This is a genomic window from Arthrobacter sp. EpRS71, from assembly GCF_001512285.1.
Taxonomy (GTDB): Bacteria; Actinomycetota; Actinomycetes; order Actinomycetales; family Micrococcaceae; genus Arthrobacter.
Window position 1 is genome coordinate 271,072 of sequence record NZ_LNUV01000006.1, and the last position, 25,387, is coordinate 296,458.

Annotated in this window: 38 protein-coding genes and 1 tRNA gene; 9 read left to right on the forward strand and 30 right to left on the reverse strand. The window is 60.6% G+C overall.

Features of this window, described 5'->3' with window-relative positions; translation table 11 throughout:
• Positions 1-8: 8 nt before the first annotated feature.
• From AR689_RS23055 to AR689_RS11530, 23 genes are all read right to left on the reverse strand, one after another.
• Positions 9-416: a hypothetical protein gene (locus AR689_RS23055; protein ID WP_156424584.1), complete on the reverse strand. Its 408-nt coding sequence runs from the start codon at positions 414-416 to the stop codon at positions 9-11.
• Positions 394-783 carry a hypothetical protein gene (locus tag AR689_RS11425; RefSeq protein WP_062070245.1) on the reverse strand — a complete coding sequence of 130 codons (390 nt, stop codon included), beginning with the start codon at positions 781-783 and terminating at the stop codon, positions 394-396. The genes AR689_RS23055 and AR689_RS11425 overlap by 23 nt, the downstream gene beginning before the upstream one ends.
• Positions 784-972: 189 nt before the next feature.
• Positions 973-1,413: a hypothetical protein gene (locus AR689_RS11430; protein ID WP_062070246.1), complete on the reverse strand. Its 441-nt coding sequence runs from the start codon at positions 1,411-1,413 to the stop codon at positions 973-975.
• Positions 1,414-1,538: 125 nt separating this feature from the next.
• Entirely contained in the window at positions 1,539-3,203 is a 1,665-nt protein-coding gene (locus tag AR689_RS11435) for a DNA cytosine methyltransferase (protein WP_231745495.1), read from the reverse strand.
• Positions 3,200-3,502 (reverse strand): hypothetical protein, encoded by a 303-nt coding sequence (locus tag AR689_RS11440; protein ID WP_062070248.1) that lies wholly within the window; start codon positions 3,500-3,502, stop codon positions 3,200-3,202. The genes AR689_RS11435 and AR689_RS11440 overlap by 4 nt, the downstream gene beginning before the upstream one ends.
• Entirely contained in the window at positions 3,499-4,638 is a 1,140-nt protein-coding gene (locus tag AR689_RS11445) for a DNA polymerase III subunit beta (protein WP_062070250.1), read from the reverse strand. Before AR689_RS11445 ends, AR689_RS11440 begins: the two co-directional genes overlap by 4 nt.
• Before the next feature lie 229 nt (positions 4,639-4,867).
• Positions 4,868-5,512, reverse strand: a complete 645-nt coding sequence (locus AR689_RS11450; RefSeq protein WP_062070252.1) for a hypothetical protein — start codon at positions 5,510-5,512, stop codon at positions 4,868-4,870.
• Positions 5,509-5,817 carry a glutaredoxin domain-containing protein gene (locus AR689_RS11455; protein WP_062070254.1) on the reverse strand — a complete coding sequence of 103 codons (309 nt, stop codon included), beginning with the start codon at positions 5,815-5,817 and terminating at the stop codon, positions 5,509-5,511. Before AR689_RS11455 ends, AR689_RS11450 begins: the two co-directional genes overlap by 4 nt.
• Before the next feature lie 99 nt (positions 5,818-5,916).
• Positions 5,917-6,405: a hypothetical protein gene (locus AR689_RS11460; RefSeq protein ID WP_062070256.1), complete on the reverse strand. Its 489-nt coding sequence runs from the start codon at positions 6,403-6,405 to the stop codon at positions 5,917-5,919.
• A 19-nt stretch (positions 6,406-6,424) separates the two neighbouring features.
• Complete coding sequence (locus tag AR689_RS11465; protein WP_062070258.1) at positions 6,425-6,856, reverse strand: single-stranded DNA-binding protein; 432 nt, start codon at positions 6,854-6,856, stop codon at positions 6,425-6,427.
• Positions 6,856-8,076: an ATP-binding protein gene (locus AR689_RS11470; protein WP_062070261.1), complete on the reverse strand. Its 1,221-nt coding sequence runs from the start codon at positions 8,074-8,076 to the stop codon at positions 6,856-6,858. The genes AR689_RS11465 and AR689_RS11470 overlap by 1 nt, the downstream gene beginning before the upstream one ends.
• Positions 8,073-8,669: a hypothetical protein gene (locus AR689_RS23320; protein WP_062070263.1), complete on the reverse strand. Its 597-nt coding sequence runs from the start codon at positions 8,667-8,669 to the stop codon at positions 8,073-8,075. Before AR689_RS23320 ends, AR689_RS11470 begins: the two co-directional genes overlap by 4 nt.
• Complete coding sequence (locus tag AR689_RS11480; RefSeq protein WP_062070265.1) at positions 8,669-9,499, reverse strand: PD-(D/E)XK nuclease-like domain-containing protein; 831 nt, start codon at positions 9,497-9,499, stop codon at positions 8,669-8,671. The genes AR689_RS23320 and AR689_RS11480 overlap by 1 nt, the downstream gene beginning before the upstream one ends.
• Before the next feature lie 186 nt (positions 9,500-9,685).
• Positions 9,686-10,060 (reverse strand): hypothetical protein, encoded by a 375-nt coding sequence (locus AR689_RS11485; RefSeq protein WP_062070267.1) that lies wholly within the window; start codon positions 10,058-10,060, stop codon positions 9,686-9,688.
• Positions 10,057-10,302 (reverse strand): hypothetical protein, encoded by a 246-nt coding sequence (locus AR689_RS11490; RefSeq protein WP_062070269.1) that lies wholly within the window; start codon positions 10,300-10,302, stop codon positions 10,057-10,059. The genes AR689_RS11485 and AR689_RS11490 overlap by 4 nt, the downstream gene beginning before the upstream one ends.
• A gap of 118 nt (positions 10,303-10,420) precedes the next feature.
• On the reverse strand, positions 10,421-10,711 hold the full coding sequence (locus AR689_RS11495) for a hypothetical protein (protein WP_062070271.1): 291 nt from the start codon (positions 10,709-10,711) through the stop codon (positions 10,421-10,423).
• A 181-nt stretch (positions 10,712-10,892) separates the two neighbouring features.
• Complete coding sequence (locus tag AR689_RS11500; protein ID WP_062070272.1) at positions 10,893-11,219, reverse strand: hypothetical protein; 327 nt, start codon at positions 11,217-11,219, stop codon at positions 10,893-10,895.
• Positions 11,216-11,404 (reverse strand): hypothetical protein, encoded by a 189-nt coding sequence (locus AR689_RS11505; RefSeq protein ID WP_062070274.1) that lies wholly within the window; start codon positions 11,402-11,404, stop codon positions 11,216-11,218. The genes AR689_RS11500 and AR689_RS11505 overlap by 4 nt, the downstream gene beginning before the upstream one ends.
• The gene (locus tag AR689_RS11510; protein ID WP_062070276.1) at positions 11,401-11,667 is read right to left on the reverse strand and encodes a hypothetical protein; all 267 of its coding nucleotides are present in this window, start codon (positions 11,665-11,667) and stop codon (positions 11,401-11,403) included. Before AR689_RS11510 ends, AR689_RS11505 begins: the two co-directional genes overlap by 4 nt.
• Positions 11,664-11,864, reverse strand: a complete 201-nt coding sequence (locus AR689_RS11515; RefSeq protein ID WP_062070278.1) for a hypothetical protein — start codon at positions 11,862-11,864, stop codon at positions 11,664-11,666. Before AR689_RS11515 ends, AR689_RS11510 begins: the two co-directional genes overlap by 4 nt.
• Positions 11,861-12,094, reverse strand: coding sequence for a hypothetical protein (locus AR689_RS11520; RefSeq protein WP_062070280.1), 234 nt, complete (start codon positions 12,092-12,094; stop codon positions 11,861-11,863). Before AR689_RS11520 ends, AR689_RS11515 begins: the two co-directional genes overlap by 4 nt.
• Before the next feature lie 341 nt (positions 12,095-12,435).
• The gene (locus AR689_RS11525; protein ID WP_062070282.1) at positions 12,436-13,188 is read right to left on the reverse strand and encodes a phage antirepressor; all 753 of its coding nucleotides are present in this window, start codon (positions 13,186-13,188) and stop codon (positions 12,436-12,438) included.
• Between the two features lie 35 nt (positions 13,189-13,223).
• Positions 13,224-13,478, reverse strand: coding sequence for a helix-turn-helix transcriptional regulator (locus tag AR689_RS11530; RefSeq protein ID WP_197412860.1), 255 nt, complete (start codon positions 13,476-13,478; stop codon positions 13,224-13,226).
• Between the two features lie 167 nt (positions 13,479-13,645).
• On the opposite strand from AR689_RS11530, the gene AR689_RS11535 reads away from it, so the two are divergent.
• Together AR689_RS11535 and AR689_RS11540 are read left to right on the forward strand one after the other, a co-directional pair.
• Positions 13,646-14,134, forward strand: coding sequence for a hypothetical protein (locus AR689_RS11535; protein ID WP_156424586.1), 489 nt, complete (start codon positions 13,646-13,648; stop codon positions 14,132-14,134).
• 16 nt (positions 14,135-14,150) lie between these two features.
• A complete protein-coding gene (locus AR689_RS11540) occupies positions 14,151-14,525 on the forward strand; it encodes an ImmA/IrrE family metallo-endopeptidase (RefSeq protein WP_062070288.1) in 375 nt (124 codons plus the stop codon).
• A 39-nt stretch (positions 14,526-14,564) separates the two neighbouring features.
• Here AR689_RS11540 and AR689_RS11545 read toward each other — a convergent pair whose 3' ends face one another.
• The 4 genes from AR689_RS11545 to AR689_RS11560 form a co-directional block, all read right to left on the reverse strand.
• A complete protein-coding gene (locus AR689_RS11545; RefSeq protein ID WP_062070290.1) occupies positions 14,565-15,107 on the reverse strand; it encodes a hypothetical protein in 543 nt (180 codons plus the stop codon).
• Between the two features lie 32 nt (positions 15,108-15,139).
• On the reverse strand, positions 15,140-15,775 hold the full coding sequence (locus AR689_RS11550; protein ID WP_062070292.1) for a Panacea domain-containing protein: 636 nt from the start codon (positions 15,773-15,775) through the stop codon (positions 15,140-15,142).
• 185 nt (positions 15,776-15,960) lie between these two features.
• Positions 15,961-17,097: a tyrosine-type recombinase/integrase gene (locus tag AR689_RS11555; RefSeq protein ID WP_156424588.1), complete on the reverse strand. Its 1,137-nt coding sequence runs from the start codon at positions 17,095-17,097 to the stop codon at positions 15,961-15,963.
• A 107-nt stretch (positions 17,098-17,204) separates the two neighbouring features.
• Positions 17,205-17,291 (reverse strand) — tRNA-Ser (locus tag AR689_RS11560).
• A gap of 137 nt (positions 17,292-17,428) precedes the next feature.
• Here AR689_RS11560 and AR689_RS11565 point away from each other — a divergent pair.
• From AR689_RS11565 to AR689_RS11575, 3 genes are read left to right on the forward strand one after another with little or no spacing between them, the layout of a single operon-like run.
• Positions 17,429-18,436 (forward strand): zinc-dependent alcohol dehydrogenase, encoded by a 1,008-nt coding sequence (locus AR689_RS11565; RefSeq protein ID WP_062070295.1) that lies wholly within the window; start codon positions 17,429-17,431, stop codon positions 18,434-18,436.
• 3 nt (positions 18,437-18,439) lie between these two features.
• Positions 18,440-18,838, forward strand: coding sequence for a 6-pyruvoyl trahydropterin synthase family protein (locus AR689_RS11570; protein ID WP_062070297.1), 399 nt, complete (start codon positions 18,440-18,442; stop codon positions 18,836-18,838).
• Positions 18,839-18,850: 12 nt separating this feature from the next.
• Positions 18,851-19,855 carry a glycosyltransferase family 4 protein gene (locus AR689_RS11575; protein WP_231745496.1) on the forward strand — a complete coding sequence of 335 codons (1,005 nt, stop codon included), beginning with the start codon at positions 18,851-18,853 and terminating at the stop codon, positions 19,853-19,855.
• On the opposite strand, the gene AR689_RS23065 is transcribed toward AR689_RS11575, so the two are convergent.
• Both AR689_RS23065 and AR689_RS11585 read right to left on the reverse strand, forming a co-directional pair.
• On the reverse strand, positions 19,852-20,061 hold the full coding sequence (locus AR689_RS23065) for a hypothetical protein (protein WP_231745497.1): 210 nt from the start codon (positions 20,059-20,061) through the stop codon (positions 19,852-19,854). The two genes, AR689_RS11575 and AR689_RS23065, sit on opposite strands and share 4 nt — an antisense overlap.
• 562 nt (positions 20,062-20,623) lie before the next feature.
• Complete coding sequence (locus tag AR689_RS11585; protein ID WP_062070301.1) at positions 20,624-21,157, reverse strand: nucleoside deaminase; 534 nt, start codon at positions 21,155-21,157, stop codon at positions 20,624-20,626.
• A 22-nt stretch (positions 21,158-21,179) separates the two neighbouring features.
• Between AR689_RS11585 and upp the strand changes: the two genes are divergently transcribed.
• The 4 genes from upp to AR689_RS11605 all read left to right on the forward strand — a co-directional run bounded on the left by upp (position 21,180) and on the right by AR689_RS11605 (position 24,485).
• Entirely contained in the window at positions 21,180-21,815 is a 636-nt protein-coding gene (gene upp, locus AR689_RS11590; protein ID WP_017198151.1) for a uracil phosphoribosyltransferase, read from the forward strand.
• Positions 21,816-21,861: 46 nt separating this feature from the next.
• Complete coding sequence (locus tag AR689_RS11595) at positions 21,862-22,239, forward strand: VOC family protein (RefSeq protein WP_062070302.1); 378 nt, start codon at positions 21,862-21,864, stop codon at positions 22,237-22,239.
• A 45-nt stretch (positions 22,240-22,284) separates the two neighbouring features.
• Complete coding sequence (locus AR689_RS11600) at positions 22,285-23,001, forward strand: HAD-IA family hydrolase (RefSeq protein ID WP_062070304.1); 717 nt, start codon at positions 22,285-22,287, stop codon at positions 22,999-23,001.
• Between the two features lie 92 nt (positions 23,002-23,093).
• Complete coding sequence (locus AR689_RS11605; RefSeq protein WP_062070306.1) at positions 23,094-24,485, forward strand: pyridoxal phosphate-dependent decarboxylase family protein; 1,392 nt, start codon at positions 23,094-23,096, stop codon at positions 24,483-24,485.
• 37 nt (positions 24,486-24,522) lie between these two features.
• On the opposite strand, the gene AR689_RS11610 is transcribed toward AR689_RS11605, so the two are convergent.
• Positions 24,523-25,359: a glycosyltransferase gene (locus AR689_RS11610; RefSeq protein WP_062070308.1), complete on the reverse strand. Its 837-nt coding sequence runs from the start codon at positions 25,357-25,359 to the stop codon at positions 24,523-24,525.
• Positions 25,360-25,387: the final 28 nt, after the last annotated feature.

The window sequence follows — 25,387 nt, forward strand, 5'->3', positions numbered from 1 at the left end:
TCCTTGGGTTAGAACAGGGTGTCGCTGGTGGATCCTTCGGGGCCGTAATCGGTTTCGTCGAGGTCCCAGCGTTCGTCGGTTCTGGTGTCGGTTACGACGTCGTGTCCGCAGTGCCGGCATCTGGATGCGTAGATGTCCCGGACTGGGTATGCCTTGACCTCAACCTGGGCTTCGTATTTTCGGCCTGTGGGGGTGGTCCTCGTTTCCGTTGTGGTGTAGGTCGGTTCGTTTGGTGGCCGGATTCCCCATGCGATGAGGTTTTCGTCCACTGCCCCGCATTTGTCGCAGGCTAGTTCGTGGGCTGGTACGTGGAGGGCGAGGCTGGAGCGGATGTCTTGCCATGCGTCCCATGTGACTGGTTCCCCGTCCCAGAACGGCGGTAGGTCGTGTCGGCTATGGACTAGCCGCAGCGTCATGGTCTTCCTCGCTTTCTGGTTCGTAGTGTCTGCCGATAAGGTCCCGTGGCCGGATGCCTGCCTTGACGTCGGCCCAGCAGGATGCGCAGTTGTGTGCGTCTTTGCCGATGTGGTCTTCGCAGGGCGGTGGTTTCGGCAAGGAGGCTCGGACTGTTTCGGGCCAGAACCTGTGGTCAGTGAAGATGCCCCCGGGAGTATCGACTTTGGGGTCGCGTGCTGCGTTTACTGCGGCCAACGCGAGGTCCCGGAATGTGCCCGGGTGTTGAGCGTTGCGTTCAAGGACTTTCATCATGGATGGGACGCTCCACTTAGGCCTGAGCTCATGGAGTATGTTTGCCAGCGCCGTGGCCTGGCTATGGGTGATCAAGGCTGCTTCCTTCCTTCAATCAAATGTCCCGGTGGCTCGCGTAACTTACTGGACGATTGATTGAGAACTTTCACCCCCTTCTTTAAGAGCCAACCCAAAAAAGAAGGTGAGTTACTAATGGTTAAATGGTGCTTAGATTCCGCTTAGATTTTTGGTAAGCAAAACGTAAGCGCCCGCTTAAGCCGCCGCTTAGATTTCGCTTAGCTCCTTGGGTTCATACTCAGGCGGTTCGGCGCCAGGGCAGAGAGCACAATTCGGGTCAATCCGGCCCTTGTTCACGTGATGCCTTGTGTGCGCGGACTTGAGACCGCCACGCTGGCCGCGTTCCTTCTGTTCGGCTTTATAGCGTGCTATTTCCTCAGCGGAGTTCTGATGCTTCAGGTAGTCATGCAGGGCGAATGTTCCATCAGGCAGCCCAACGACCAGCCCGGCTGTGATGAGCTCCTTTTTTGCCTTCGAACCCTTGGCCAGCAGGTCGCTGTCACTAACCAGCCCATCACGCGTCTCCTCATTCGCGAGAGCAATCAAGGTGACATGGAGTCTGAACGCGGCATCTGACAACCCACGAATCTTCCGATGCCTTGGGTACTCATTCGTCATCGTGAAGTAGGGGCGTCTGTCCTTCGCCACGGTTTACTCCTTTCTTGGTGGTATTTCGGGCAGGTCGAGCATTGGGTTTGACCATTCACAGAAGTCACATTCGGCCCCTTGGCATCGGTGAGGCGCCGCTACTTTCGGTGGCGCCTCGTCCGGGGTCATGCTGCGAGCTCCGCACCTGCGCCGGAAAGTGAGAGTGCTGCGACGATGAACAGGTCACGGGCGGCCGGGGGAGTGACCGCGTTCCCGGCTTGTTTGACCTGCTCCCTCTTGTTCCCGGTCATGATGTACGACTTGGGGAAGGCCATACCAGCACTGATCTCGTAGGGCTCGAGCATCCGGAACTCGCAGTCCTCAATCTCGGGCACAGTCCATTCGGTGATGGCGTGGTGCTGGCCGCCGGCGCTGAAGGTTCCGAACGGGTCCGTTGTGGGTGCGTTCGATGCGGCCAGATGCTCGGGCGAGGTGCCGCGCATGGTGGTGACCATGGCGAACCGGTCCGTGGTGCTGATCGTCGGGATCGCCTTGGCTACTGGGTGCATCTGGCCGTTGCCGTAGTACTCCATCAGCATGTGGCTGCCAGGCGCGGTGATCAGAGACTGGTGGCCCGCAGTGGTCAGAGTGCCCATGACCTCCGTGACTGGCTTCGAGAGGTACGATTCTTGTCCAGCCGGAGCTGAGTTGTTGCGCATGAGCATCGGTGGCACAAGTACTCCTGTTTCGTTGCGGGTGGTCTGCGTGCGCATAACGGCTCCCACTGGAGCGGCCTGCTTACCTTCGCGACCTTCCACCGGGACCAGTAGTGAACGCGTGTAGCTGGTCGTCTGGGTCTGGAACGGTTCAGCGTGGACCGGGCTGATGATCTCGGCGCCACGAACAGCGTCAATGCTGACCGCCTTGCCGTGGTAACGCTTGAGCCCTGCGGCGATCCTGGCCATGGTCTTCGGCACGAGGGGCTTGGCGCGGTCGCCGATGCGCTGGCCACGGAGGCCCCAATCGATCGCGGAGGCTGCGGGCAGCCAGCCGGGTTCAACGATGGAGTTCTTGCAGCGCGTGTTGGGGCACCGGTAGACGTACTGGGCTTTGTACCTGCCCCAGCGGTAGTTCGGGTTCTTCCACGACTGGATGCACCGGATCGTCTCGTCGCAGGTTTTGCAGTGCGCCAGTGGCATTAGGAGATCGAAGTTCGGTTTCGGGTTGCCCTTGAGCCAGAACATCACGTACATCCGGTCCCGAGACTGCGGGGCCGGCAGTCCGCCGAGCTGCGCGTGCATGCTGTTCATGTAGACGGTGTGGTGGTTGTAGCCGAGTGCATCCATGGCCATCAGCCAGGCGTCGAACATGACCCACTTGGCCGCGTCCACGACGTTCTCGGTAATGATGAGCTTGTACTTGTGCCATTCCGCGAACCGAGGCACATCCCACATAGTGGCGCGGGACCGGTCGGCGGCCTCGTCGGCGAGGGAATCCCCGAAGAGATCCGCCTGGTTGGTGATGCGCTTCTTGCCCTTCGCCACGGAGTGGTTGGTGCACTCTGGCGAAGCCCAGAGAATGTCCGACGTCGCGATGTAGCGCGGATCCGTGATCTGGATGTCCGCGCACACATGCTCGGTCTCCGGGTGGTTGGCGTTGTGCGTTTCGATGGCGCGGGCCCAGTGGTTCATGGCCGTCTTGATCGTTACTCCGGGGACCTCCAGCGCGCCCGTGGACGATCCGCCAGCGCCACAAAACATGTCCGTGGCGGTCAGCTCGTTGTTGGCTTGCTGCATGAGTTGGACGAGGTCGTCCAGGATGGTGCGGCGTTCGAGTAGAGCGGTGCTCATGTGAGATTCCTTCCGGGCGTGTGGTGGTAGTTGCGTAGGGGCGCGGTAACAGCGGGGGCTTCAACGACGACGACATGCCGGGCGCCTCCCGAGCCGGGAACGCGGCGGCCGTCACGGACCCCACCGCGTGCTGTGCCGATGATCTTGGCGCCGTGACGGTTGGCGACGTTGGGTAAGTCGTCGATCGCTTGGCGAATCAGTTGAGCCACTGTCGTGGCTGTTCCCTCGCCCTCAATGACCGGCCATACGGCGCGGAAGGTGTGAGTGGGTTCGGCCGGTGCAGTCTCCGTGTGACTCACGAGGGCATCCGAACGGACATGATCAGGTGCTTGTGCACGTTTACCTCAGCCGAATCCACGCCAGCAGCAGTGAACATGAACGGCTTGTTGACCTCCGTGTAGGAGATCCGAACTCGTTCGCCGCCGATCTGCTGCAGCGCGTCCAGCACGTACTGAGGGTTCATTGCGAACTTGATCGGTTCGCTGTCTCCGGCAATCAGCGACGCGGCTGCAACCGGGCTCTTGGAAGGGCCAAAGATCCCGTCAGCGAACTCCACATCAGCGCCGGACTCGCGAAGGCTGATGTAGCAAGGCGCGAAACGCTCGCTCATGAACTGTGCGACCTTCACGCTTTCCTTCAGGACAGCCTGGTCGACTTCGAAGGATGCGGTCACTTGCTCAGGGAAGAGGCTGCGGATCTTCGGGTAGTCCCCATCTGTGGCGATTGTCCGGTAGGTGACGTTATCCGTCACGACCTCGATCCAGCGGGTGTCCGAATTGAATCCCAGTACAACGCGTTCCCCCACAAGGAACCGATCGATGGACTTGAGCGTGCGGGCGTTCAGGACGAAGGACGTTTCACCCTCGCCCGCCCCGGCCACATGATCGGTCGTGAGCCGATAGCGGTCGGTCGCGAACATCTCGACGTTGCCGCCTCGAATGTTGAATTGAACTGCAGACAGGATCGGTAGCGTGTCATCCGTGCAGGCGGCAACCTTTACACGCCGAAGCGCGGTGCGGAACTCGGCAGCCGGGAAGGTTGCTTCTACCTCGTTCAGGGATTCCGGCGCTGAGGGGTACTCGCCGATGTCGGCTGATTCTGTGTGCAGTTCGTAGCCGGCTGCGGACACCGTGACCTTGTTGCCCACCATCTTCACGGTGACGGGCATGTTGCGTGCACGGCCGGTGGTGGACCGGATGGCATCCAGCAGCCAACGCCAGTGAACCAGGAATGGATCGCCGATTCCGGAAGCATCCTGGATGGCTGTGGAGGCCGATGTTGCGTAGTCAAAGCCAAAGATGGTCTGTTCTGACGGGTTGACAATGATGCTAGAAAGGATCGGCGTGGGCTTCCGGCCAGCCATCGCTGGCGTCAACCGGGTGAGCGCGGCGATCCATTCCTTGGCGGGTGCGGTGATTGTTTGGGTGTCACTCATGGCTTTCTCCTTTGGTTCGGGTACGAAAAAGGCCCCTTTCGTGGGGGCCTAGGCTTTGCTGCGCATGGCGCGCATTACGTTGTTGACGGCTTGATTTCCGGTGGGGTCGCGGTGGGTTTGCCCTGCCCTGTCGTTGGCGTCTTGTCTGCGCCGGGCGTCTACGTGGTGCTCGCAGGATCCTCGAGTGGCGCATATGCCGTGCGCGCCTTTGCAGAGGAAGCAGCAGGGGTCATCCAGCAGCTTCGCCATCGGCGGCCGCCTTCGCTTCGTAGTAGTGCCTGATCCCGGAGAGGATCGCGTGGCAGCACCAGAGGTAGTGGAAGGTGTAGTCCTCCCAGCTGCAGTCCCACGGGTCGATGAACTCGTAGCCGTTGATACGGAAGTTCTGCACTAGGCCCATGCAAGCCTCACGGCTTCCCATGTATTCGTAGTCGTTGAGGACTTCGCTGCGGATCGTCTCCCAGATTTCTTTCGCATCCTCGGCGCTGTAGCCTTCGCGGCGCTTCCAGAAGTGCTCGATAACGTACTTTTTGAAGAGGTCTTCGTTGTGGTCGCGGTAGCCAGCGTGGGTTCCGGCAGCTTGGAGTTTTTCGCCCCAGTACCCGGCATTGATGTATCCGTGACCGTTCGTGAAGAACTCGAACATGTCCTCAGTGCGGGCGAAGGTATAGGTGCCCATGTCTGCCCGGATGGTCAGGTTGCCAGGCCATGTGATCAGGTCGAAGTAGTAGAAACCCGTTCCGGGCTTCTTGAACCTGATGTGCCGGTAAAGGCCTTGGTCAAGGAGTATCTCCATCTCGTGGTCGGCGGTGTCGCTGTTGAAGCGGCGCAACGCTTCGGGGTGGTAGTCGCTGTGGACGGTCAGAGGCTTCATGCGGCATCGGTCCGCTCGGTGATGAGTTCCTTGATCTTGGCTGGTTGGAATCCGGACCACGTCTCATCACCCTTGGGCGTGGATGCGATGAGGACTGGCATCTGCCTGAGTCCTAGCACTTCGGTGACGTAGTGGTAGGCCGTGGCGTCTTCTTCGACGTTGACGGCGGTGTAGTGGATGCTGGCCTTGTCGAGCAACTTCTTGCTCCAGTCGCATTGGCGGCAGTCGTTCTTGGTATAGATCACCACGGCCACGCCATCGCGGGCCTGGATCTGCTGGGTCAGGTCAATTACTTCGGTGGTCATGGGGTCCTTTCGCGGCGCGGCGCCCGGCCGGGTGACCGGGCGCCGCGGGCATGAAAAAAGCCGCTCACTGGCGGCTTGGGATGTTCGGCTAGCTGAGGGCTATTCGTTGTCAATGGTGTACGACTCGGTAACGGAGCCCTCAGGAATGTGGAACTCGTACTTGTCCGTGCTTCCGATAGGCCAAGGAAGGATCCAGCCGTTGTTGTAATCGAAGTGCTCGGTGGTGACAGTGGCTTTGGCCGCATCCTCGAAAATGACTGAGTCTTTAGCGTTTGCCTGGCCAACTCGGATAGAACCGTCATCGCCTTGCTGGATGAAGTTCAAGACGCGCTTGCCGTCGATGTAGCCACTTCCGAGGAAGAAGCGCCCATGCTGCGAGGAGGATGTGCCGAGCGCCTTCAGGCTGATTGTCTGCTTACTGACGAGATCCATGTTGGATGGGATGAATGTGGCGCACAGGAGGAGGGCGAGTCCGCCGAACACGGTGCCGAGTAGCAGTATTGGTATGCCCATGAGCCAGTCGTTTTCGCACAGGATGGAGTAGGCGACCGCAGCGACTATGAGAATGATGACGATCCAGAAGAGCATGAGGGTTTCCTGACGTGGTTTAGAAGGACGGTTCGGAGGAAGGCCAGCCGCCGGTGTTCTGGGCTGGTGGTGTTGCCCATGGGTCCGACTGCGCGGCCAGCGGTTCGGTGGTCTGGGTGTTGCGCTTGTTGACGATGGAGATGCCCTTGACAGTGACGTCGAGTGAGGTGCGGTTGACGCCTTGGTTGTCCACGTACTCGCGGGACATGAGTTCGCCGAATACAGTCACGCGGGCGCCCTTGCGGAGCCGTTCGACGTAGTATTCAGCGTCCGGGCCCCACAGGGTGCAGCGGAACCACTGAGTCTGTTCTTTGTCCTTGTCCCAGTTGCCCTGTGCGTCCTTCTTGCCTTTGGTGTCAGCAACCCTGAAGGCAAGGCAGGCGTTTCCGCTGGGCTTGAAGTCTAGGACTGGCTCGCCGCCAAGGTTGCCGGTGAAGGTAACGTCTGCCATTAGGCCTTGACCTCTCCGTCCTCGATAACAATCCCGCGCCCGTCACCGTCTCCGACAACCTCGATCCAAACTTGGAAGTCGTGTTCGCGGGCGATGGATTCAACGAGGGCCAGGTTGTCTTTGTCGAGCAAGGACCCATCAGCAATGCGGATGACTCGCAGCTTCGGGTTGAGCGCGATGGCCATGGCGAGTGAGACTCGCAGCTGTTCGGCACTGGATGCCTGCTTGAACGGGACGCCCTTGAATGTCACGCCAGACTCATCGAAGCCGAGCTCATCGACTGGGAAGACCGCAGACGCGAGTCCTTCGCGCTTCTTCTGGTCGATCGCTTCGAGCTTGGCCGTCAAGTCTTCCGCTTTGCGTTCGGCCAGCCCCCAGGCGTCGCCGGCCTCTGTCCATGCTTCCCATGCTCGAACGCTGGCATTGATCTGCTCGGCATTCTGGATCTGCTGGCGTAGGGCATCGACGTCGGGAATAGTCACGTTCTGCCACGACTCAACAGCTTCCTGAGTCGTGGCCAGTTCGGCTTCGGCGGCCGCGAGTTCCGCACGCAAGCGTTCAACCTCGGCGGCATTCTCGGCATGCTCGCGTACATCAGCTTCGTATTCACGTCGGAAAGCTTGGGCCGTTTCGATCTTGGTGAAGAGATCATTCACGTTGACCGGCTTCAGGTCCGCCCATTCAGGTTGGACCTCGATGGACGCGGCGTTTGCCTGAAGCACTTTGGCCTGTCGGTTTACTTCGGTGCGCTGGTCAAAGACTGATTTGCGTTCAGCGTCCAAGGCCTCTGGATCGAATGGCAATTCAACCAATTCGAGGAGCGTTCGCAACTGTTCCTTGTCCGTCAGCTGCGTGAAGGCCAGCGGGTCGAGGGAGAGTTTGCCCAGAAGGTCATCGAGCTTGGCCTGGCCTTTCGGGTACACGGCGCCGTCAGGGGACTTGACCGTCAGCGTTGAGCCGCCGGCGGTGAATCGGCGGACAACAACAAGGTCCTCTGTTTCGAGGATGATCTCTGCCCGTTCTTCGCCATCCCGGATCGGCTTCGGTGTGGTCTTGGCATTTACACCTCCGAGGGCCGCGGTGATGCTGTCCAGGATGGAGGACTTGCCCTGTCCGTTGTTGCCGCCGATGACGACGAGGTTGCCGTTCTGGTCTGGTTGGATTCGGACGGCTTTGAGGCGCTTGTAGTTGGTGGTTTGAAGGCTGATGATTCGGCTCATTCTGCTGACTCCTGGTGGTTGTCTTCTCGGACAGCGGCAAGGACTTTCTGTGCGTCCTCGGCGCTGATCTTGTTGGGGTGATCCCATGTGGCGCCTATGACCTGCCCGGCCGTGGCTAGCATGGTCTTCCCGTCGCCTTCGTATCCGGCTTCGGTGAGTGCGTTTGTGATTGCTTGCCATTGCGCCCGCCATGGTTCAGTGGCAGGTTCGGCTAGGACGGATACGGAGTGTTGCTTGACCTTCTTTTGGCTGATGCGGACGGGGATGGTGAAGTCAGCGGGGATGTGCGACATGGCGATGACCTCGACGCCGCCGACCTTCTCGCCGGCGTAGATCACTTCCGGGTTGTTGACGAGCTTCACGGATCGTCCAAGCCATACGTCTGACTCCGTGCCCCATCCGTGGGCGATGATCCGGAGCATCCCTTTTGATGGCTTCCACGGACGGCCGTCCATACCGACAAGGTCGATGACAATTGGCTTGGTCGCATCACCTTTGCGGACGTTCTGGATGGTGGCGACGATGGGCGCTCCGGTCAGGTCGGAGGCGTTGAGGCAGTCCGACTTGGCAACTAGAGCCTTCGAAATGTCCATTACTTGACCACGATCTCCGTTTCGATGTTGAGGCCGAGGATGTCTTCGGCTTGGTAGATCGCCCAGATCGGTAGCCCGATCGGCTCCACTGTCGGGTAGCCGGGGTATTCACCCGTTTCGAGGCAGCGACGGTAGATGTCCTTGGCTCGCGCATTCATCATTCGGCCGAGTTCCATTGAGTAGTCGTCGTACTCCACGATGGACACGAGGTACGGAGCGGACTTCTCTACGTTGATGAACCAGAACGGGAGCCGCTCACCGGTCATTGCCAGGACGCCGTCTTGGTAGTGGGCGGCTGACTGGTAGTAGCCGAGCTTGAACCCGGACTTGGGGAACTCGCGAGGGTCCGCGTTCACGGTTGTTTTCAGATCGACAAGCCGGTCACGCAACCACGCGTCCGGCCGGCACTTCAGCATGAGTCCGTCCTCTTCCCAGAAGACGGACTCTTCGGCGCGGTGGCCGGTGAAGGCGGTCTTCGCGACGGGGTGTTCCATGACGCTGTCCCGCATTGCCCGGACTAGGTCCCATTCGGCTTGCTTGAGCGGGATCTTTCCAGCTTTCACAGCTGCGGCGGCCGGTACCGTCCACTTGGCGCCGCGCTTGTCTGGCACGTCGATGACTTCTACGCCGGATTCGTCGCCTTCGAGGATAAGGCTGTGGGTCACGGTGCCGAGGTCGTAGATGTCTTTGTGGACCGGGTTGGCCTTCTCGTACTGCCAGTGCGCGGGAGTACGGCTGGCGAGAGTCTTCAACGACGTTGAGCCGAGCGCTGGATCGGCGTGGTATTCCTCGCTGGTTAGGTTGGCGTAGATGCCGGGGGAGTACGTCATTCTTCTCCTTGGTTTGGGCATGAAAAAGGCCCCTGTGCGGGGCCGTGAATTTTGCAGTCAGGGTTTATGGGTCGAGGGTTGCTTGGCGAGTACCGCCATGGTGGGCAGTCGCAGCCGGGTTGTTTGTTGTGGCCGCGGGACCAGTTCTCTTTGGCCCGGTCATGGTCCATGCCAGCCGGCGCAGGCCTAGCCACTCGTCGGGTAGAGCAGCGCTACAGCCTGCCAGTCGATGTCTTCCGGGTCCGTGGTGGAGTACAGGAGCGACTTGCCAACAATGCCAGCGCGTTGCCGGGCGATCATGTCTCCGTTGACTGGGTACTCCATCCAGGTCATGCGCTCTTGCGCGTGCTGCATTAGCCGGATGATGCCGTGGGATAGATCGGCCATGGTGGTGGAATGGTCGACTTCGCAGACGTCGCAGATCCGATGGTGCTCGTTGTTGTGAGCATCAACCCACTTGAGCGCCTTGATGCTCGAGCGGTGCCGTTCGCCTTCCTGATGGAAATCGCACCATGCCAGGAACTTCCGGCCTACTGGCCGAACGGTTGCTTTGAGGCTCATCCGTAGTAGGCCTTCTGCTCGCGGTCGGTCATGAATGGGTTGCGTTCCTTGTACAGGCCGCCGTGGTAGGCACTGGCGTCGCCTTCGAGGTTTCCTTCACGCCATGCGGACATCAGCGCTGCGTTCATCCATTCGGGAGTCCAGGCTGCGTTGCCGTTCTCCATCTCTTCAATGTCGCGTTTGATGTCCTCGATCTTGAAGAACTCGGGAAGGTTCGGGTCACGCTTTGGCTGCTCGCTCATTTAGGTTCTTCCTTCTCTGCGTTGGTGAGGATTGTTGCAAGTTCAACTTGCAAGGGGTTGCGGGCTTTGGCGGCGAGGTGCGGGCACGTCACTGCGAGTGCGGCTAGCTCCTCCTCGGTCATGGCGTGGTCTCGTCGTAATGCGGGAAGGTGGCGAAACGTTCGATGACGGCGTTTCGGCATGCTTCTTCAACAGCGTCCGTGCTGGGTTCCTTGGAGTAGAACTTTACGATTGAGTGCCATACCTCAGCAGCCAGCTCGTGCTCAGAGAGTCGCTTCTGAAGCACTGCGAGGTCAACGTTGACTGGATAGCCCGGGTCCTGATCCGATGTGAAGGCTGAACAGTAAGCTGCGCCGTTTAGGCTGTTCTCCCAGATCTTGTACACGTGAAGTTCCAGCGGCTTGCTCATTTCGTCACGTCCTTGTTTGCTTGTCGGTCGCCGCTAATGGGATATTCGCAGCCGGTCGCGGTTCTCGATAAGACCTCGTACCAACCAACAGGCAAGTCCAAATCACCCGGCGCCCAGCCACCAACCGGCATACCCGCAGACGGACGCTGCTGCACATGAGGGGCGCGGCGAGGATTCCGGATCATGCGGGCCACTCATTGATGACCTGGATGGTGCAGGAACCGCTCAGAAGTTTCTCGGCGCCCCAAAGTGCATCCACAAACGCCAGGCGCCAACCATGCTCACCCTTTTGGGCTGGATGGCCGTCTCCCTTGCTGTCAATGCACAGGACGCTACTGCCAACAGCAAGTGCGTCCAGTTCCTCGGCAGTCGTGATCGTTCTGGGCTTCCTATAACCATCGGCCAGTATCGCGTCAGCAAGCTGCCAGTCCGTGCGGTGGAACTTCTTGCCATCGGTCCACTGAGCATCGTGGATAATCGTGGTCAGTTTGTCGTGCTCGGCGCTCATCGCTCACCTTTCCTGTAGCTGTCGGCGTCATCCTCGAAGCGCGTGTCTGCTTCTTCGGACAGCGCGTCAAGGTCGATGTCCTCGGCAGGCTGCAGGCGACGGTCATGCTGGCGTGCCCGGGCGATGGTCAGCGGCGCGGCGAAGATCGTGGCCGCGAACAGTAGGAAATAGATTCCGGTGATCATGATGTTTTCTTCCTCCATACGCGGGTGGCGCCGTACTTACGTGCTGCGGCGTGTGATGTTTGGTAGCCGACAGGCTCGATATGGCCAGCCTTTTTGGCAGCGATGATCGCGCGACCGGGCCAGCTGGGTTCGTCCGGTTCCCGCATTTCGCGGCGGAGGTCGTCAGCGCTGAACACTTCGTGAGCGTTTGCGAGGCCGACGATCGTGGCGACGGCGTCCTCGTGCCATTCGTCTTTGTCCTGCTCAAACGCCATCGCCCTCATGAGGACCTCTTCCTTGCCGCGTACGCTTTGATGTCGTCCTTGATGCGCTTCTGTCGGGCCCGTTCCAGTGCGTCATCCATGAGTGCGGGCGTGAACTGGAATGCGTTCTTACGTGTGCGCTGGCCTCCGTGTCCGTGCTCGACCGGTCTTGACTTGGCGCCCTGCCTGACAGCGCGCTTCACTAGTCCGTCGTTCATGCCGCCAACCTCCGTGCCGCTGCTGCCTGGTTCTGTTCGTGCAGTACGTTCTTCACTGCTTCCTCACCGGTCGGGTCTTGGTGTTGGAGGACGTATGCTTCGGCGTCCTCTTGCAACCAGTCCTCGCATCGCTTTTCGAAGCGGCGTGCGGCTTTTTTCATCTGCGAGAACGTGAGTCCGAGGTGGTCGTTGTTGTTTTTCTTCATGACGATGGGGAGTAATTTGGGCATGCGTCATCGCCCTTTCTCCGGCAAAAAAACACCGGGTGAGGTCAAAGATGGGAAGTGCGTGAGGGGTGCCCAGATGGTCGGGCGAAGGGTGCCAGAAATGGCGGGCCGTTAGGCGAAATGGTCGATTTCGCCAGTGGCGGTTGTTACAGGCGCAGCTTTACGGGCTTTGACCCAGGCCACTAGTGCAGCGATGTTGTCTTGGTCGAGAACTATGCGGTTCTTGCTGAGCCTGGTGCAATGTCCAGACTCTCGGCAGTAGCGCCGTAATTCTGTCTTCGTCATCCCAAGTGTTGGGGCGACATCCTCTGGTGTTCGGAAAACAGGCGCGGATGTATCGGTCATTACTGCGTCACCAGATCCTTGCTAGTCGAGTAGCGGTTGATGAAGTACGTCTGACCTTTTCCGCTGACCTTGGGCGTCTTGGATACAGTCACATGACCGTCCGAGTGGGTGACAGCAGTTTCCTTGACCTTGAATAGTCCGAGTTCCATGGAGCGCTGCGTCGGCATGTTCCAGTCAGTACCTTGACGGCGGATCAAGTAGCCATCCTCTCGGAGCAGCGCAAACAGCCGGTTCGCTCCAACCTCAACACCGTTGCCGCGGAGTATCTTGGCAAGGTCACCTACGAGGATGGTTGTTTCCGAAGTAGCAACCGAGTCCGCAAACAAGACCTTTGGGGCGTCAGCGGCAACCTTGGCTTCGAGTGCTGCCGTAGCCTCCACTGAGCTTGCAAGCTCGCGGAGAGCTTCGGCGTAGGTTTGGGGAAGTGCCGTTCCGTATGCGCCAGTCTTGCGAATTGCTGGCAGAACTTCACCGGTGATCCAGCGCCTGAAGTTCACGGCTTCGGCCTTGTCTGAGCGGATGACGACTTCGTACATACCGGATTCGTTCACGATTGTGACGTTGCGGCGCTGGCCGCCAGAGCTGATATCCGTCTGGCGGACAGCAGCTTCGTCGATGCGCGCAGCCACGTTGCCGACATTGCGGATTTCAAGCACGGCGCAAAGATCTGCAAGGACGAACCAGGGTTCGCTCTCGATGACCAACGTGCGAACTTGCTGGCTGTTGAAGTTGAACTTCTGTAGGGTGTTCATTAGATTCCTTATCTGGCGATTGGATTCTCCGGCCCTCAGCTATTGGCGTAGCTGAGGGTCTTCTCGTGAGTTGCTGTGCTGACGATCTGGAACGCTTCGCCGATACCCAGGTCGTAAGTGGTGCACATCGCGACTATGAAATCGGCGGATGGCTGTTCACCCGATTCCATGCGCCGGAGTGTCGAGCGGCTTACGCCCATGAGTCGGGCTTGGGACTCTTCGGACGGGAGGCGGTGCATCTCCCGCAGCCTCGGGATCAGTCCATCGCGCACTTTGAGCTTCTGTTTCATGTCACCCCCTGATGACTCGTATCTGAAATGCGATGTTTCAATGATGGCACGCATGATTCATAACTACAACACTGTGATTCGTTTTTGAAACGCAGTTGTTCCAGTTTTGGAACACGATGATCCGAGTATGTTGGTGATGCGGCTTGCTTGTGTGTCAGAAATGAAACATGATGTACAACATGAGCGAATCAATAGCACGATGGCTGGAACACGCTACGGGTGAGACCAAGAGGCAGATGGCCCTGACTTTGAATCAGTCGCCAAGTACGTTCAACCGAAACATCGCTACTGCTGAGACTGTGGTGGCAGTATGCCTGGCCTATGGATTGAATCCGGTTGAGGGTCTCGTTGAGGCAGGCTATGTGACAGCTGATGATGTCATCGATTACGCCGAGGAACTCTCTGAATCAGAACACCTGAGGCAGTCGACTCCGGATGACATCATCGAGCGAATACAGGTGCAGCTCGGCAAGCTTTCAGAGAAGCTCCACCAGCACGATCCGGTTGAGGGGCAGATGAGCCTGTTCATTGAACCAGCCCTCCTGCCGCAGTCTGATCCTGACTATTCAACAATGTCAGAGCGTGATGCCTATGATCTGGCTGCGAGTAAGGGTGAGGACAATATTGGACATGACGAACTACCGCATGAACCCTAGGGTTCTTGCGGCGCAAATGGGGGTAAGGATCCGGACGGCACCGGTGCCGGCTGGATGGTGGGGCGTTTACGACCACAAGCACAGGCTAGTGACGCTCAGGCCGGGTTTGGGGCACATCCAATACTGCTGCACCTTGATGCATGAACTTGGTCACGCCCACTATGGGCACGTCGGCGTGACGGGAAAACAAGAGCTCCTGGCCAATCGCTGGGCCGCTCATCGCCTGCTGCGCTACGAGGACCTACTTTCAGCGGCCGGCACGCAGCGACGCACCGGCGAGGTAGCTGCAGCGCTCAGCGTTCTCCCGAGCGTCCTTGAGGTGTACATGAAGATGATGACCAGAACGCAGCTGGACGAACTGCGGAGAGTAGCTGCAGCGCGGGTGGCTTAAAGCAAAGTGGCCCCACTCCTTTCGGAGTGGGGCCACTGACTAAGCGGACTCTTCTCGTTCTTCCGCAGGCTGCAGAAAACGTTGCTGTATGGCGCTCGTCTTGAGATACATGAACGTTGAGCCGCTCTCGGATGGAACGCCTCCTGGTGCTTTGAATCCAAAGTTCTCAGCGTAGTACTGCACAAGCCAAGGGTTTTTTGCGTCGAGACACAGGTATCCGCAGGTCGTACGCTCGATGATCTCCAGGTACTTCTCGAACACCAAGTCCATCAGCATGACGCCCACGTCTCCACCTTTGACGCTGTTGTCGGTCGCAAAACGACCCAATAGCTGGGCAGGCCGAAGATCCTCGTTGAAGGACCGTCGATCCTTCGCTGTGACCTGGTGCTTTTGGATGAAGTGGCTAGAAATCGCGAAGAACGCTCTGACGACGCCATTAGCGCAGACCAGAACGAAGACCCGTGACAAGTCTCGTTTCTGGTTACCCATAGCCTGAGTCTTGAGCCAGGCGTTCATGCCCTCATCGTGACGACAATCGAATGCGTCGAGATCGTGCGCTTCGTCCAGCGGGACAAGGCGCATGGGCCCTATTTCCTCTAGTGCCACCGGGGGTACTATGCGCTGATCAGGAACTTGCGGCGGAGTTCTGCCGCCCGTTGCGCATGCTCAACCGGGATTGCGGACTCTGATGTATCCATGGCGTGGAGCCATATTTCAGAGACGCTCGTTTCACGCCGACTGGGAAGCAGTGCCAGCACTGGAACATCGAACACTCGGCCTGAAAAGGCGTAAGAAGCTTCTGTCTTAGCTTGGAAGTAGTCCACGATTTCGTCGGAGCTCAAGTCACTTCTGCGCGCACCCGCAGGGCGCCGCTTGTTCCACGCCAGATCCCATGGCGTTTCGCAGTGCGTCATCTCAATCAATTGGCTGTGGTTAAATTCCCCGTATGCTGCCCACACTGCGTCCACGACGGCAGCAGCGTAGTCGTCAGCGATGTCCAAGGAGCATCCTTGGTAGGACTCGAGTTCAGCCTTGCTGACGCTGTTCGTGGAGCTGTGCGCGGTAAGCAGCGGGGAAACTACGGGCCCGTACTGCATAGCGTAGAACCGGTCGTGGAACAGCTTCTCGCCTGTGAGATGCGCGTACCAGCCGAATGAGTAGAAAGCCAGCTTCTGTAGCTTTAGCGGACTCATGGACTCGTTCCGGGCATGGCTAAGCAGAGAACCGGATACGTCAAAGACATCAATCATTTGTGCAGCCCCTCCCATAGTGTGGACTCGCTGGGTTATCCACAGGCTGTGGGTTAAGTATATGTATACGTGCGCGAAATGTCCGAATTGTGGGTATTTCTACGCATGCGTGGGTTGATTTGGGCATGCACAGGTGGGAGGGGGCCTATTGTGCGCTCCATTGGGCACTCAAGTGTCCATTGACATCAGTCCAGCGAGTCGGCCGCGTTGGCGTCGGCATCAATCCTGAGGTGCCCATAGGTGCCCACGGTAGTCGTGATGGACTCGTGGCCTAACCTCTCCTGTATGACGACCAGATCAACGCCTTGCTCGATCAGCATTGATGCATGAGTGTGCCGGAGGTCGTGCGGGGTTGGTCGGGCGTGCAGACGCCGTTTCTGGCCACTGGACTCATCCATCAGCATTTCAACGGCAGGGTTCCACACCTTGCGTCCAAAGTACGAGCTTGTGATGTGCGTCCCGGTTGAGGGCACGGTGAAAATGAGTTCGTCGTCTGCGATATTTTGGAGCCACGGCTCGAAGCGTTCTGCGGCCTTCGCGCCCAACGTAATGGTCCGGGTGCCCTTTTGGGTCTTCGGCGCCCCGAGGGGCTGGCCGGCGCCGCGGCCGGCATGCCTCTTCCAGGCTTCGCGGACATTGATTTGCACGCGACCCCTGTAACGCCGAACGTGACGGCCGTGGAGCGCTGTCACTTCACCGAAACGCAGTCCGGTATAGGCAACGAGGTCAACCATGCGTTTGTAGGACTCCGAGGGCATCGCTTCTATGAGAGCCTCGATCTCAGCCCTGGTCATGAATACAGGATCCTTTGTCCGCTTCGTGGACTTGGGGGTCCGGATGCCCTCTGCGACGTTGGATGTTACGAATGGTGCCGCTGCTTTTAGTTCCGTGCGCAACGTGGCGGACAGCAGAGCATGAACGTTCTTCTTCGTCTTGGGGGCTCGGTCGATGCCGTCAAACCAGTTTCGGACATGGCTAACTGTCAGCTGGTCAATGGGTAGAGAGCCGATCCCAGACGCCGGGAAGTAGATGGGGATCATGCCCCGATATGTGCCCTTGGTGCCTGGTTCAACGTCTCCGCCGAGCTGGTCGATGTGGGAGGCGATGGCCTGGGCGACTGTCGGCGCCTCAGATTTGGTTTTCCCCTTGGCTTGGTTCGCCAGGCTGAAGCTGTTGCTGTTCGCATCAAGAAACGCCTTTAGGTCTTTGGCCTTGTCGAAGTCGTAAAAAACCCTTGACTCGATACCCGTTTCGGGGTCCCTCCAAGTGACCGTGTACGAAACTCGGCCCTTCGCAAGCTGTTTCGTTCTGATGCTGGCCACTTCTGCCCCTAACGTCTCGGCTAACAAATTCGGGGTTTGGGCCAACACGCCCGATTCTGGATAGAGAAAAACCCCGTAGATACTGCGATCTACGGGGTTACTCTACGCGGTGACGGTGGGATTTGAACCCACGTTGGCTTTTACACCAAACAACATTTCGAGTGTTGCACCTTCGGCCGCTCGGACACGTCACCAACTGAAATAGGCTACCCGAGATTGGCCCGGTTCCCAAAAACGAGCCCCTCTGCACCAACCCAAAAAGCGGGCGGCGGACCCATCAATCTACGCCAACTTCCGTCCACAGGTCCGCACCGATAGATTCGTAAGCATCATGACGATTTCGCAGGAACACGAACAAGAACACGAAGCCCACGCCTACTGGGTAACCGAGACGGGCGACGGTGAACTGCGCTCCGAGACCATCGCCAAACCCCAAGAAGGCGAAGCCCTCGTCAGGACCCTGTACTCAGGCGTCAGCCGGGGCACGGAGCGCGTGGTCCACGAAGGCCGCGTCCCGGAGCGGGTAGCTGACCTGATGCAGGCCCCGCACCAGGAAGGCGACTTCCCGGGCCCGGTGAAGTACGGCTACCTGAACGTCGGGATTGTGGAAGAAGGACCGGAGGAATGGCGGGGGAAAACGGTCTTCACCTTGCACCCACACCAGGACCTCTACGTCATCCCTACAGACCAACTGACAGCCATCCCCGATGAAGTCCCTGCGAAACGTGCCGTTCTCACGGGCATCGTTGAGGTGGCCATTAATGCGCTGTGGGAAGCCGGACCGAGGCTGGGAGATCGTGTCGCCGTCGTCGGTGGTGGTTTGGTGGGTGGCGTCTTGGCGACGCTCCTGCGGAAGTATCCGTTGGGCCGCCTGCAGTTGGTGGATGCGGATCCGGAGAAGCGGAAGCTGGCAGAAACCATCAACGTCGACTTCGTCGAACCAGAGAATGCAAAAAGCGACAACGACATCGTCTTCCATTGCTCTGCCTCCAACGAGGGTCTCAAGCTGAGCCTGCAACTGGCCGGCGACGATTCCGACGTGATCGAACTTTCCTGGTTCGCGGACAAGGAAGTCACCCTGCCGCTCGGGGAGGATTTCCACGCCAGACGGCTCAACATCCGCTCTAGCCAAGTGGGCGCTGTCGCCCTCCCACGCAGGCACCGGCGAACGAACGCCCAGCGCCTTGAGCAGGCGGCCATCGAGCTGAAGGATCCGCTCTTCGACACCTTCCTCACCAGTGAATGCTTGTTCCGGAACCTGCCCACAACACTGACAAAATTGTTCGAGCGGCCTGGCGGTTTCTGCCACGTGGTCGCCTACCCCCAGCCGGAGGATTAATACATGTTCAGCCTGACCGTCCGACGCCACTTCATGATCGCCCACAGCCTTCCCCGCGAAGCTTTCGGCCCGGCACAGGGCCTGCACGGCGCCACGTTCGTGGCCGAGGTCACCTTCCGCCGGCCCAATGTTAACGACGACGCGATCGTCCTGGACATCGGCGCCGCCGGCGGCATTCTTGAGGAGGTGCTCGCCGACCTGAACTACAAGAACCTGGACGAGCACCCCGCCTTCAAGGGCAAACTCTCCACCACGGAGGCGCTCGCGAAGCACATTGCCGACGCCATGGCTGCCCACATCCAGGACACCGCGGATGGTCCGGCCCTCACCGGCATTGACGTGGTCCTCCGCGAAAACCCTGACGCTTGGGCAGGCTATTCGCTGGAGCTCCCGGTCAAGTAACCCGGTAAGTAAGTGCGCATCCGCTTCCTGGTCCCGGGGAACGTCCGGCACGGCTCCGGCGGCAACAAGTACAACGCCAAGCTCGCCGGGCACCTGTCCGCTTTGGGCGTCGACGTTGAAACAGTAACGGTCGACGGCGACTGGCCGGTTGGCAGCCTCGCGGACCGGCAGCGCTTCGCTGACATGCTCGACGGCGGCACACCAGTGATTGCCGATGGGCTGGTAGCGAGTGGGGCTCCGGACGAGATCTCCGGTGCGATCAACGCCGGAACCCAGGTGTGGATACTGTCCCACATGGCGTTGGCGGACCACCCCGATCTTGAGGCCAAGGCGTTGGCTGCCGCCACGGGAATCATCTGCCCCAGCGCCCATGCAGCGGCTGAGCTCGAGACGAGGCATGGGACGCAGAGGATGGTCATCGCCGCGCCCGGGGCCGACAAGGCAGACGTCGCCGAGGGATCGCAACCACCGCATATAGTCGCCGTCGCGGCGTTGCTTCCCAACAAGAGCCAACTCGAACTCGTGGAGTGCCTGGCCACCCTGCAGGACGTGGAATGGTCCGCAGCACTCATCGGTTCGGAGAACGCTGACGCGAGGTATGCAGCCGAGGTGAGGGCCGCCGTCGAGCATTACGGACTGGAGAACCGCATCAAGGTAACGGGAGAACTGACCGGCGAGGCGCTCCACGGGGAATGGCATAAAGCGGACCTCAGCGTCCTTCTCTCGCGCTCCGAGAGTTTCGGCATGGTGGTCACGGAGTCGTTGGCTCATTGCGTCCCGGTGCTCGTGCGGCAGGGGACCGGTGCTGTGGAAGCCCTCGGCCACACAGAGGCCGGCGCCGCGCTGGACCTCACGCAGGAAGGCACCCTGACCACCACGCTAAGGACCTGGCTCACCGATCCAGCCCTCCAGGACGCCTGGCGCAGCAACGCCCTCCGAGCCCGCGAACACCTCAGCGGCTGGGACACCACGGCCGCCACTGTCCTGAAGGCCCTGGCCACACCGGACGCAGGCTAAACCACAAAGTTTGCTGTAGCAGTAGTCGAGCAGGCAGAAGGATCGAACGGAGGATCCCACTCCAGCTCGTCCGTTGTCTTAGCCAGGGGCGTGGAGGAGCCCGTGAGGTAGACCGTTACTTCCATGGTTTTTGTGCCGTGGGCAATCCATAGGGGGTTGTCGGCCACCGCGGCGTGGCGCTTGGTGTCAGTGTCCGGGGTGTACACGCACGATTCCTGACCCGGACAGTTGACGGTGTACTCCAGGTTTTCCCACGACGTGCCGAGCCGGGAAAAATCCATACTCACGTCAGTGCGGCGAAGCATCGAGTCACAAGCTTGCTGTCCGCATCCCGTCAACGTGCCGGCGACCACCACGCCAGCAAGACAAAGTGCCCCCCACGATTTTTCGAGCATGGGCCAGTCTAAGCTCAGCCGCCGGCCGCGTGGGCAAAACGGTCGGAACCAGCCCGAACCGTCCGGCCGCGTGATGGCCTCGAGAAAATGCCCGTCAGGATCACAGAAGTACATTCCACGGCCGCCGTCATTGTGCTTGAACTGCCGCGCGCGGGAACGGGCAGGTGTAATGCTGTGGCGCGATCGCCCCTGCCGACTCCAGGAAGTCCAGGGTGCCCCCGTTGTCCAACGGCACGGTGACGAACGCCCACATGGCTTGCGGCTTCGGAAACCCCAAGATGCGGGCCAGGAATTCGGCGGAACGTGTTTGTCCGTGGGGTAACGATGGTGTGGTTGAACGAGACTGACATGGATTGCTCCCTGTAAGAATGGGTCAGGCCGGGCGCTGCTCTCCTCCAGGCACCCGGTGCGTTGCGAAAAAGTCCTTCAGCAAGGCTGCGCATTCTTCCTCGCGAACCCCGGCGTACACCTCCACCCAGTGGTTGAGGCGGCGCTCGCGGAGGATATCGAACACTGAGCCCACCGCACCTGCCTTCTCATCCCACGCACCAAAAACAACGCGGGGAATCCGGGCCAGGACAATGGCCCCGGCGCACATGGCGCAGGGCTCAAGGGTGACCACCAGGGTGCAGTCCTGAAGCCGCCAGCCGTCATTGCAGGCACCGGAATCCTGAGCGCGCTGACGCAACGAAGCAGCGGCCTGGCGAATCGCCACAACCTCGGCGTGGGCGGTCGGGTCCCCGTGCGCTTCCCGTTCGTTGCGTCCGGAACCCAGCACGCCGCCGTCGGGCCCCAACACCACGGCACCAATGGGGACGTCGTCAGTTTTCAACGCCAACCGGGCTTCGTTCAGGGCAAGGCCCATCCAGGCCATGTGGTCTGCGTGATACGGCTCGGTGGCGCTCATGTCTCAATGATAGTTTTGGGGGATGCGCACACTCGTCGTGGACCACCCGCTGGTCGCTCACAAGCTCACCGTTCTGCGGGATAAGAACACCCCTTCACCGGTCTTCCGGCAACTCACTGAAGAACTCGTCACCCTCCTGGCCTATGAAGCCACCCGCGAGGTCAAGACGCAGCCAGTAGAGATCGAAACCCCCGTCACCACCACCATTGGCACGGCCTTCACCAAGCCCACTCCGCTGGTGGTCCCCATCCTGCGCGCGGGCCTTGGCATGCTGGAGGGCATGACCAAGCTGGTCCCCACTGCCGAGGTCGGCTTCCTGGGCATGGCCCGCGACGAAGAAACGCTGGACATCATCACCTACGCCGAGCGCCTCCCCGAGGACCTCACCGGCCGCCAGATCTTCGTCCTTGACCCCATGCTCGCTACTGGTGGCACCCTGCGCGAGGCCATCAAGTTCCTCTTCAAGCGTGGCGCCTCGGACGTGACGTGCATCTGCCTGCTGGCCGCTCCGGAGGGATTGTCCAAGCTGGAGGAAGAGCTTTCCGACGCCAACGTGAAGATCGTCCTGGCCTCGATTGACGAGAAGCTCAACGAGAAGTCGTACATCGTGCCTGGCCTGGGCGACGCCGGAGACCGCCTCTACGGCGTAGCGGGTTAAGAAAGCCCCCTACCGGTTTTCATCGGGCTTCGTTAGCCTGTGGCGCATGGACTGGAAACTTGAACTGGTGTTTGTCCCTGTCTCCGACGTCGACCGTGCGAAGGATTTCTACGTCAACAAGGTTGGTTTCAACGCCGATTTCGATGAGCGTCCCATGGACGGCATCCGCTTCGTGCAGCTGACACCTCCGGGCTCGGCGTGTTCCATCGCTATAGGTGAGGGTCTCACTGACGCCCCTCCGGGGTCGGCTCCCAACCTCCAAGTGGTGGTGGCGGACATCAACAAGGCGCACGAGCACCTCAAGTTCAACGGCGTGGACGTCAGCGAGATCGACGTCCAGGATTGGGGTCACTTCGTCTATTTCGCGGACCCTGACGGCAATAAATGGGCGGTGCAGTACCTGCCGCAGCGGCCCAACGGCTAAGTCACACTTCGGCGCCACCCCAGGAGCGTGCGGCAGGATGGAACCATGAGCCATCCTGCCGATCCTGCCGCCCACACTGAACCCGCCTCCCAATCCACAGTGCTGACCGTCCGTGCCGTTCTCTTCGACATGGACGGCACTCTGGTGGATTCGACGGCGATCGTTGAGCAAGTGTGGCTCGAGTTCAGCCAGCGGTACGGCCTGGATTTCGACGAGATCCTGCGTACGTCCCACGGCGTCCAGGCGGGGGATACTGTTCGCCGGTACGCCCCTGCCGGTTCAGACTTTGAAGCCCTCACCGCTGAGCTCGGCCAGATGGAGCGTTCCCGGACCGATGGGGTGATCGCCCTCCCCGGGGCAGAGGCCCTGCTGGCGGCACTTCCTGATGAGGCCATCGCCTTGGTCACCTCCGCGGACCGGATTCTTGCCGAGATCCGCATGCAGGCGGCGGGGCTCGCCATGCCATCCACCGCGGTCACCGCCGAGTCGGTCACCCGGGGAAAGCCGCACCCGGAGGGCTATCTGAAGGCGGCGGCGCTCCTGGGAGCCGACCCTGCCGACGTCGTGGTTTTCGAAGACGCACCCGCAGGCATTGCTGCAGCCCGTGCCGCGGGGATGCGGACCGTTGTGGTGGGCAAGGCCGCTGCCACGCACAATGCGGAACTGGAGCCGGGGATGTGGCAGATCCCGGATTACTCGGCAGTGACGGTCACCGCAGTGAAGGACGACGACGGCGGGCACCTCCTGACGCTCACCCTCTAGTTGCGCTGGGCTGCTGAGGCAACGCGTCGCCCACTTTCTTCCCAACCCATTTCAGGCTGTTCCAAGCGCTGAACCGGGCGTAGGCTGTGCGCATGTCTGCGATGCCGGAGGCGTACGGTGCTGCATTGGAGCGGGCCATGGTCCACGCCGGTGATTGGCTGGCGTCTGTTCCCACACGTTCCGTCCGCCCTTCCACTGACGCCGACCAGGTAGCCGGGAGCATCCTGGCGCGTCTCCCCGACGGGGCCACTGATGCGGCAGAAGTAGTTGATGAGCTCGCCGCACTTGCTGAACCCGGACTCATGGCGATCCAGTCCGGGCGATTCTTTGGGTGGGTCATGGGCGGAACTCTGCCCGCTGCCATGGCCGCCGATTGGCTGGTCTCCGCGTGGGACCAGAACACGGGGCTCAGGTTTGCCACTCCTGCGGCGGCAGCCATCGAGGAATCTGCCGCTGCCTGGCTCCTGGACCTTCTCCACCTGCCCTCAACAGCCGACGTCGGATTTACCACGGGCGCCACCACAGCTAATTTCGTGGGGCTCGCGGCGGGGCGCCAGTACCTGATGGACGAGGCAGGCTGGGACCTCCAGGCCCTCGGCCTCAGTGGCGCGCCGCGCATCACAACCTTCGCGGGCCGGGAACGGCACGCCGCAGTGGATCTGGCGTTGCGATACCTCGGCTTGGGCGCATGCGTTCCGGTAGATGCCGACGACGAAGGCCGGATCTTCCCCGATGCCCTGGCCCAGGCGATGGATGAGCAACCCGGCCCATCGTTGGTTTGCCTGCAAGCGGGCAACCTCCACTCGGGGGCCTTTGACCCCATGGCGGAAGCCATAGCTGTGGCCCATGATCGTGGAGCGTGGGTCCATGTGGACGGCGCCTTTGGTTTGTGGGCTGCTGTGAGCCCGACGCTGCGTGCCCGGTTGGCCGGTGTGGAGGATGCCGATTCGTGGGCAACGGACGCGCATAAAACCCTCAACGTCCCCTACGACTGTGGCCTGGCGATCGTCGCGCGCCCGGAAGCCTTGCGGCGCGCCTTCAGCGTGCACACGAGTTATCTCATTGCCACGGATGCCGGACCGGGGGATCCTTTCGAGAAGGTCCCGGAAATGTCGCGCCGTGCCCGTGGCATTCCAGTGTGGGCCGCACTCAGGCAACTGGGCCGGGACGGCGTGATCTCCATGGTGGACCGCCTGGCGGCAAACGCCCGGGCCTTGGCTGAAGGGCTGTCCGCGATCCCTGGCGTGGAGGTGCTCAACGACGTCGTGTTCACGCAGGTTTCGGTGAGCTTCGGCAGCGACGATCGCACGCACCGTGTCACCCAGCGCCTCATGGCGGAGGGGGCTGTGTGGATGTCCGGTTCGTCGTGGCGCGGCCGGGAAATCCTGCGGATCTCGGTGAGCAACTGGACCACTGATGCCGGCGATGTCGCCGCGTCCATTGCAGCGGTCCGTGGTGCGGTGAAGGCCGAACCGGAGGCGTAGCGTTCCAGGCAGAGACCAGCGGGAGGTCAGGCGGAGGTCAGCGCCGCTGAGCTCCGCGGCCCAGCTCGGCGCGTAGCCCGTCGATGGGGATTGTCCCGCGGTGCAGCTTCCTGGTCAGTTTCGCCAGCCTTTTGAGGTCGGTCAGGAAGGTGCGTACGACGTCGACGCCCGAGTCGGGATCGTCGGTCCAGTCGAGGGGGACCTCATGAATGCGCAGAGCACAGCGTTCGGCGATGATCAGCAGTTCGGTATCAAAGAACCATGCGTCATCGCCGGTGTGGGGGAGCAACTTATGGGCGACATCGGCACGTATGGCTTTGAAGCCGCATTCCGCATCGGAGAAGCGTGCCCCGGTGAGCACGCGCAGCAGAACATTGTAGGCGCGCGCAACGAGGCCGCGGCGGTGGCTGAACCTGCCCTGCGCACCTCTTGCCAGCCGTGTGCCCACGGCGAGGTCCGAGTGGCCGGAGATCAGCGGGGCCACAAGAGGTGCCACGGCCGAAAGGTCCAGGGGCAAGTCCAGGTCCACGTAAGCAAGCAGGGGAGAAGGAGAGGAAAGCCACACCCGGCGGAGCGAGTTTCCGCGGCCCTTGTGATCAAGATGGACCACCTTGATCTCCGGGAGCTCCCTCGCCAGGCGTTCGGCGATCCTCAGGGTGCTGTCCGTGCTGGCGTTGTCCGCCACGGTGATCCGGAAAGTGTGCGGAAACGTGTCCATGAGGTGCCCGTGGAGCCCGCGCAGCTGCCCTTCCAGTCGGGTTTCCTGATTGGACACGGGGATGGCGATGTCCAGGACGGGAGCCAGCGAGCGTGTGTCCACGGGGGAGCGCTGCAGCTGCTGGTGGAGTGCCGGCCGGGGATCTGTAAGCGTCATGCTTCCAGAATGGCGCCGCCGAATATGC